At 66.8% G+C, this 7,427-nt stretch carries 6 protein-coding genes and 1 pseudogene; 6 read left to right on the forward strand and 1 reads right to left on the reverse strand.

The genetic code is table 11. From position 1 onward, the window contains the following. The 6 genes from sdhA to JOY90_RS33630 form a co-directional block, all read left to right on the forward strand. On the forward strand, nucleotides 1-1,594 hold a 1,594-nt coding region (gene sdhA / locus JOY90_RS33605), incomplete at its 5' end, for a succinate dehydrogenase flavoprotein subunit (protein WP_291695393.1). Nucleotides 1,595-1,616: 22 nt separating this feature from the next. Further along, nucleotides 1,617-2,399, forward strand: a complete 783-nt coding sequence (locus JOY90_RS33610) for a succinate dehydrogenase iron-sulfur subunit (RefSeq protein ID WP_291695394.1) — start codon at nucleotides 1,617-1,619, stop codon at nucleotides 2,397-2,399. 7 nt (nucleotides 2,400-2,406) lie between these two features. Next, nucleotides 2,407-3,333: a glutathione S-transferase family protein gene (locus JOY90_RS33615; protein WP_291695395.1), complete on the forward strand. Its 927-nt coding sequence runs from the start codon at nucleotides 2,407-2,409 to the stop codon at nucleotides 3,331-3,333. A 55-nt stretch (nucleotides 3,334-3,388) separates the two neighbouring features. Next, nucleotides 3,389-5,425, forward strand: coding sequence for an ABC transporter ATP-binding protein/permease (locus JOY90_RS33620; RefSeq protein WP_291695396.1), 2,037 nt, complete (start codon nucleotides 3,389-3,391; stop codon nucleotides 5,423-5,425). 99 nt (nucleotides 5,426-5,524) lie between these two features. Next, nucleotides 5,525-6,355, forward strand: a complete 831-nt coding sequence (locus JOY90_RS33625; RefSeq protein WP_291695397.1) for an FkbM family methyltransferase — start codon at nucleotides 5,525-5,527, stop codon at nucleotides 6,353-6,355. A gap of 105 nt (nucleotides 6,356-6,460) precedes the next feature. Next, nucleotides 6,461-6,679 (forward strand): hypothetical protein, encoded by a 219-nt coding sequence (locus JOY90_RS33630; protein WP_291695398.1) that lies wholly within the window; start codon nucleotides 6,461-6,463, stop codon nucleotides 6,677-6,679. 152 nt (nucleotides 6,680-6,831) lie between these two features. On the opposite strand, the pseudogene JOY90_RS33635 reads toward JOY90_RS33630, so the two are convergent. Continuing rightward, nucleotides 6,832-7,427: pseudogene (locus JOY90_RS33635) on the reverse strand (hypothetical protein); the annotation flags it as partial.

Consider the following 7,427-nt stretch of genomic DNA (forward strand, 5'->3'; position numbering starts at 1 on the left):
GGACGACTGGCGCTGGCACATGTACGACACCGTCAAGGGGTCGGACTGGCTCGGCGACCAGGACGCGATCGAATACATGGTGCGCAACGCGCCCGAAGCGGTCTACGAACTCGAGCACTGGGGCGTGCCGTTCTCGCGCACCGAAGACGGCAAGATCTACCAGCGTCCGTTCGGCGGCATGACCACCGACTATGGCAAGGCGCAGGCCCAGCGCACCTGCGCCGCGGCCGACCGCACCGGCCATGCCATGCTGCACACGATGTATGGCCAGGCGCTGCGGCACTCGGCGGAATTCTACATCGAATTCTTCGCCATCGACCTGATCATGGACGACCAGGGCACCTGCCGCGGCGTCATCGCACTGAAACTCGACGACGGCACGCTGCACCGCTTCCGGGCGCAGACCACCATCCTGGCGACCGGCGGCTATGGCCGCGCCTATGCCTCCTGCACCTCGGCGCACACCTGCACCGGCGACGGCGGCGCCATGGCGCTGCGCGCCGGCCTGCCGCTGCAGGACATGGAGTTCGTCCAGTTCCATCCGACCGGCATCTACGGCTCGGGCTGCCTCGTCACCGAGGGTGCGCGCGGCGAAGGCGGCTATCTCGTCAATTCCGAAGGCGAGCGCTTCATGGAGCGTTATGCCCCGTCAGCCAAGGACCTCGCCTCGCGCGACGTGGTGTCGCGCGCCATGACCATCGAGATCCGCGAGGGCCGCGGCGTCGGCAAGAAGAAGGACCACATCTTCCTGCATCTCGACCATCTCGATCCCAAAGTGCTGGCTGAGCGGCTGCCCGGCATCTCCGAATCCGCGCGCATCTTCGCCAATGTCGACGTCACCCGCGAGCCGATCCCGATCGTGCCGACGGTGCACTACAACATGGGCGGCATTCCCACCAATTTCCACGCCGAGGTGCTGACCAAGAAGAACGGCGACGAAAACTTCGTCGTCCCCGGCCTGATGGCGATCGGCGAGGCCGCCTGCGTCTCGGTGCACGGCGCCAACCGGCTCGGCTCCAATTCTCTGATCGACCTCGTGGTGTTTGGCCGCGCCGCCGCGCTCAGGCTCGGCGAGAAGCTCACCGCCGACGGCAAGCAGCCGGAGCTGCCGAAGGACTCCACGGACCGGGCGCTCGGCCGGCTCGACCAGTACCGCCATGCCAAGGGCGGCACGCCGACCGCGAAGTTGCGCGCCAGCATGCAGCACGTGATGCAGAACAATTGCGCGGTGTTCCGCACCGGCGAGGTGCTGCACGAGGGCCAGAACCTGATCCACAAGGTGCACGGCGGCATCAAGGACATCTCAGTCGCTGACCGCTCGCTGGTGTGGAATTCCGACCTGATCGAGACGCTGGAATTCGACAACCTGATCGTCCAGGCGGTGGTGACCATGGACTCCGCCGCCAACCGCACCGAAAGCCGCGGCGCGCATGCGCGCGAGGATTTCGCCGAGCGCGACGACAAGAACTGGATGAAGCACACGCTGGCGTGGATCGACGAGAACGGCAACAGCACGATCGACTACCGCCCGGTGCACAACTACACCATGACCAACGACGTGCAGTACATCCCGCCCAAGGCGCGGGTGTATTAAACGCGCGGCAGGGACAGAGCAGATGGCTGATTTCGTGTTACCGAAGAATTCGAGGATCAGCGGCGGCAAGACCTGGCCGAAGCCGGCCGACGCCACCGCGACCCGCGAGTTCAAGGTCTATCGCTGGAATCCCGACGACGGCAAGAATCCGAGCGTCGACACCTATTATGTCGACACCCATGATTGCGGGCCGATGGTGCTGGACGGCCTGATCTGGATCAAGAACAACATCGACCCGACGCTGACCTTCCGCCGCTCCTGCCGCGAGGGCGTATGCGGCTCCTGCGCGATGAACATCGACGGCCAGAACACATTGGCCTGCACCAAGTCGATGCATGACGTGAAGGACGGCGCGGTGAAGATCAACCCGCTGCCGCATCAGCCGGTCATCAAGGACCTGGTGCCGGACCTCACCAATTTCTACGCGCAATATGCCTCGATCGAGCCGTGGCTGAAGACGAGCTCGCCGACGCCGCAGAAGGAATGGAAGCAGAGCCACGCCGACCGCGAGAAGCTCGACGGCCTCTACGAGTGCATTCTGTGCGCCTGCTGCTCGACCTCCTGTCCGAGCTATTGGTGGAACAGCGAGCGCTTCCTGGGCCCCGCGGCGCTGCTGCAGGCGACGCGCTGGGTCACCGATTCCCGCGATGAGGCGACCGGCGAGCGGCTCGACAATCTCGAGGACCCGTTCCGGCTCTATCGCTGCCACACCATCATGAACTGCGCCAAGGCCTGCCCGAAGGGCCTCAACCCGTCGGAAGCGATCGCCGAGCTCAAGCTGAAGCTGGTCGAGCGGCAGGTGTGAGGCCGCCATGCCCGCCTCGCCGATCATCCTGCACCATTTCGATGAGTCGCCGTTTTCGGAAAAGATCCGGCTGATCTTCGGCCTGAAGAAGCTCGCCTGGAGCTCGGTGCGGATCTCGCGCATCATGCCGCGGCCCGACCTGATGCCGCTGACCGGCGGCTATCGCCGCACCCCGGTGCTGCAGATCGGCGCCGACATCTATTGCGACACGCAATGCATCATGCGCGAACTGGAGCGGCGTTTTCCCGAGCCGATGCTGTTGCCGAAGGGCTACCAAGGCCTCGCCTGGGGCAGCGCGATGTGGACCGACCGCTCGTTCTTCCAGAACACGGTGAACCTGGTGTTCGGCACCAACGCCGACAGGGTTCCGGCCGAGTTCATCGCCGACCGCGAGAAACTGCGCGGCGCCAAGTTCGATGTGGCGGCGATGAAGGACGCGATCCCGCAGATGCGCGACCAGTTCCGCGCGCACCTGCAATGGATCGATGCGCAGCTCGCCGATGAGCGGGAATGGATCGCCGGCGATACCCCGAGCCTGTGCGACATCAATGCCTATATGAACCTGTGGTACGTGCGCTCCAACCTTGAGAACGTCGACGAAATGCTCGGCGAGTTCGACCATGCGCGGGCGTGGGCCGGACGGCTGCGCGCGGTCGGCCACGGCACGCGGCAGGAAATGACGTCGGCGGAAGCACTCGAGATCGCCACCCGCGCAACCCCCGAGACCGTCGAGCAGCACGATCCCGGCGACCCCAATGGCCGCAAGCCCGGCGACAGGGTCGAAGTGGTGCCGGACGACTATGGCAAGGTCCGCGTGGCCGGCGAGATCGTCGCATTGTCGCCGCAGCACATTGCGATCCGCCGGCATGATCCTCGCGCGCGCGAGGTGGTGGTGCAGTTTCCGCGCGCCGGATTTCACGTGTTTGCCGCCTGAGCCATTCACCGGAACCGGTCACGGAACCTTCTGATTTGGCTGGCGTTGTCGGATCATGTCCGGGGCCTCCAGCACGCCGAAATCTCGCGAAAAATCCGCGCCGCACGAGCCGAAGAAAGCAGGCGCGCCGCGGTCGTTGGATGACAAGAAATCACAGGACGAAAAGCCGCCGATCGTCGAAGTCGTCGCCGAAGACGGTGACGAGGTCGAGCCGCCGCCGCCGGAGATCGTCGAGCCCGATCCCGAGCTTTCGCCGGAAGAGGCCGAGGAGGCACGCAGGAGCTATCTGCTCACGCGCTTCTGGCTGTCCGCACGCGGCTATTGGGGGCGCAAGGGCGACAGGCTCGCCTGGGTGTTCACGATCGGGCTGCTTCTCCTGATCGTCGCCAATGTCGGCTTCCAGTACGGCATCAATGTCTGGAATCGCACCATCTTCGACGCCATCGAGAAGCGCGATCAGGCCACCGTCTTCCATCTCACCGCGACATTCTTCCCGCTCGCGATCGGCAGCGTCGCGCTCGGCGTCGCCCAGGTGTTCGCGCGCATGGGCATCCAGCGCCGCTGGCGCGCCTGGCTCACCACCGCCGTGATCTCGCGCTGGCTCGCGAACGGCCGCTACTACCAGCTCAACCTGGTCGGCGGCGATCACAAGAATCCCGAATACCGCATCGCCGAGGACCTGCGGGTGGCGACCGCCTCGCCGATCGACTTCACCGCCGGGATCACCGCGGCGTTCCTGTCGGCGACCACCTTCATCGTGGTGCTGTGGACCATCGGCGGCGCGCTCACGCTGACGCTGGGCGGCTCGACCTTCACGATCCCGGGCTTCCTCGTCATCGCCGCCGTGCTCTACGCCCTGATCGCGTCGGGCTCGATCACGGCGATCGGCCGCCGCTTCGTGCAGTTCTCCGAGGACAAGAACCAGGCCGAGGCCGAATTCCGCTACACCCTGACCCGCGTGCGCGAGAACGGCGAAAGCATTGCGCTGCTCGGCGGCGAGGAGGAGGAGCGCGCCGGCATCGACAAAGCCTTCGGCAACGTGCTGCGGCAATGGGCCCGCCTCGCCGGCCAGCACATGCGCACCACGCTGGTGTCGCAGGGCTCGAGCCTGATTGCTCCGGTCGTCCCCCTCCTGCTCTGCGCGCCAAAATTCCTCGACGGCAGCATGACGCTCGGCCAGGTGATGCAGGCGGCGAGCGCGTTCACCATCGTGCAGGGCGCGTTCGGCTGGCTGGTCGACAATTACCCGGCGCTCGCCGACTGGAACGCCTGCGCGCGCCGGATCGCCTCGCTGATGATGTCGCTGGACGGCCTGGAGCGCGCCGAGCGCGGCGAGGGTTTTGGCCGCATCAAGCGCGGCGAGACCGAGGGCGAGGCGATGCTCAGCCTCAACGATCTCTCGGTCTCGCTCGACGACGGCACCGCCGTGGTCGGCGAAACCGAGGTCGTGATCGAGCCGGGCGAGCGGCTGCTGGTGGCCGGCGAATCCGGCTCCGGCAAGAGCACGCTGGTGCGCGCGATCGCGGGCCTGTGGCCATGGGGCGGCGGCAGCGTCAATTTCCACCCGGACCGCCGGCTGTTCATGTTGCCGCAACGGCCCTATGTGCCGTCCGGCACGCTGCGACGCGCGGTGGCCTATCCCGGCGCCGCCGAGGATTGGACCATCAAGGAGATCGGCGAAGCGCTCCACAAAGTCGGGCTCGATCATCTCAAGGACAAGATCGAGGAAGATTCGCCCTGGGACCAGACCCTGTCAGGCGGAGAGAAGCAGCGGCTCGCTTTCGCGCGGCTGTTGTTGCACAGCCCCGACATCGTCGTGCTGGACGAGGCGACCTCCGCGCTCGACGAGAAGAGCCAGGACAAGATGATGAACATGGTGACGGAGGAACTGCCAAAAGCCACCATCGTCAGCGTGGCGCATCGGCCCGAGCTCGAGGCGTTCCACAGCCGCAAGATCACGCTCGAACGCCGCAAGGGCGGCGCCAAGCTGGTGAGCGACATCGATCTCGTCCCGCGGAAGGGAAAACGACGCCTGCTCGGCCGCTTCCTGCGCAATCGCAAGAGTGCCGCAGCCAAGGCAAAGGCCGCCTGACCCGACGGATCGTCCTGAAACAATGCCCCGATCGTTGGAGTCACGCCGGAAACCGGCTATGCATGCGCGCCTTTCCGCGCTTCGCCCGAGGACTTCCGTTTGGTACCCGACAACGATGCTTCGCCCGCCCCATTCGGGGCGTTCGCGCCGACCGCGGCGCAGGCCGTGGTGATCTCACTTGCGCATCGCTCGCGGCTGAAACGCGGCGCGTTCCGTCCGATGCTGTCGCGCCTGGTGAACCTGCTGCGCGCGGGGCCGGTCGACGTGCCTTACCAGGGGGCGTCGTTCCGCTTCCATCATCAGGCCTCCGCGACCGAACGCGGCGCGTTGTTCAATCCCGATTACAACCTCGAAGAGCTCGCTTTCCTGCGCGCGCATACGCCCGCGGGCGGCGTGTTCGTCGATGCCGGTGCCAATGTCGGCACCTATGCCCTGGTGCTGGCCCGCCATGTCGGCGCGAACGGCAAGGTGATCGCCATCGAGCCGCATCCCGTCATCCATGCAAGGCTCGCCTTCAACCGCGCCGCCTCCGGCCTCGACCAGGTCGCGCTGGTCGCCGCCGCCGCGGGACCTTCCGATGGCGAGCTCCTGATCGAGACAGATGGCGACAATCTCGGCGCCAGCCATGTCGTGACCGCCGCACCTTCGGCCGGCGCGATCAAGGTGCCTTCGCTGCGGCTGCAACGCATCCTCGATGACGCCGGCGTGACGAAGGTCGACACGCTGAAGATCGATGTCGAGGGCTTCGAGGACCGGGTGCTCATGGGCTTTTTCGCCGAGGCGCCGTCCCCGCTCTGGCCCCGCGGCGTGGTGATCGAGCACCTCTCGCGCGACGCGTGGCAGGAGGACTGCATCGCCGACATGGTGCTGCGCGGCTATGTCGAGCAAGGCCGCACCCGCAGCAACACGATGCTGCTGCGGGACGAATGATCTTGCGCCGCTCCGTTCGGGAACATCGCTTCTGCCGGACCGTTATGCTCGGGAAAGATGGAGTTGAACATGACCACAGGCATCGATCGCAAGGTCGGGCAGTAGATGCCGATCGAGCCGCCTGAGATTCCTCCCGCGACGCCGGGCACGCCGACCGAGCCTCCACCGGGGATTCCACCGGGCAATCCCAGCCCGGAGATACCGCCGCCCGTGCACGAACCGGACGAGCCCCCGATCCCCAAGGAGCTCCCGGGCGAGACGCCGGAGGAGCTGCCCTCGCGCAGGCCGTCCGGTCCCACGACACCCAATCCCGCCACCGATTAGCTCCCGACAGCTTCGAAAGCACGCAAGAGAGGCCCTGAATGCGTCATGAATGAAGGCGAATGCGCTGCCCGCGGCTTGAGAAATAAATGCAAATCACCCTATCCAAGGCGCCACATTCCGGCCTAACGCTTGTTTGTTGATCGCCGGCCCTGTCACGAAAACTTTTCCGGGAAACCAGATCGCCATGACCAGAACCCGTCTTGTGCTGCTCGCCACGACTGCTCTGACCGCGATGGCAGCGCTGCAATTCGCAAGCACGGCGTCATTCGCGCAGTCCACGCCTCAGGTTCTGGCGCAGGCCGAAAAAGAAAAGGAAAAGGAAGGCGGCAGGAAGGGTCCGCCGGGCGGACCGCCTCCGGCGGGGACGCCGCATCCCGGAGGGCCGCCCCCGGCTGCTCCGCCGCACCCGGCCGCACCGCCACCACCACCTCCTCATCAGGCAGCGCCTCCGCCGCCACCTCCGGCTGCGGCCCCCAAGGCACCTCCACCACCGCCTGCTGCGCCACACCAGGCACCTCCGCCGCCGCCGGCCGCTGCACCGAAGGCGCCGCCTCCGCCTGCCGCGCCTCCTCCGCCAGCCACGCGGCCGACCGCGCCACCACCTCCTCCTCCGCCGCCCCCGCCCGCAGCTGCGCCGAAGGCCCCGCCTCCGCCGCCGCCCCCGGCTGCGCCGACTCATCCGACCGCGCCACCGCCTCCGGCTGCGACCACGCCGCCGCCAGCCGCGCCCCCGGCACAGCCTGGCGCG

This window comes from Bradyrhizobium sp. (assembly GCF_019242285.1).
Classification (GTDB): domain Bacteria; phylum Pseudomonadota; class Alphaproteobacteria; order Rhizobiales; family Xanthobacteraceae; genus Bradyrhizobium.

Coding starts and splice junctions, on each gene's coding strand:
- JOY90_RS33610 (WP_291695394.1), top strand. CDS start 1,617: ATGGCTGATTTCGTGTTACCGAAGAATTCGAGGATCAGCGGCGGCAAG.
- JOY90_RS33615 (WP_291695395.1), top strand. CDS start 2,407: ATGCCCGCCTCGCCGATCATCCTGCACCATTTCGATGAGTCGCCGTTT.
- JOY90_RS33620 (WP_291695396.1), top strand. CDS start 3,389: ATGTCCGGGGCCTCCAGCACGCCGAAATCTCGCGAAAAATCCGCGCCG.
- JOY90_RS33630 (WP_291695398.1), top strand. CDS start 6,461: ATGCCGATCGAGCCGCCTGAGATTCCTCCCGCGACGCCGGGCACGCCG.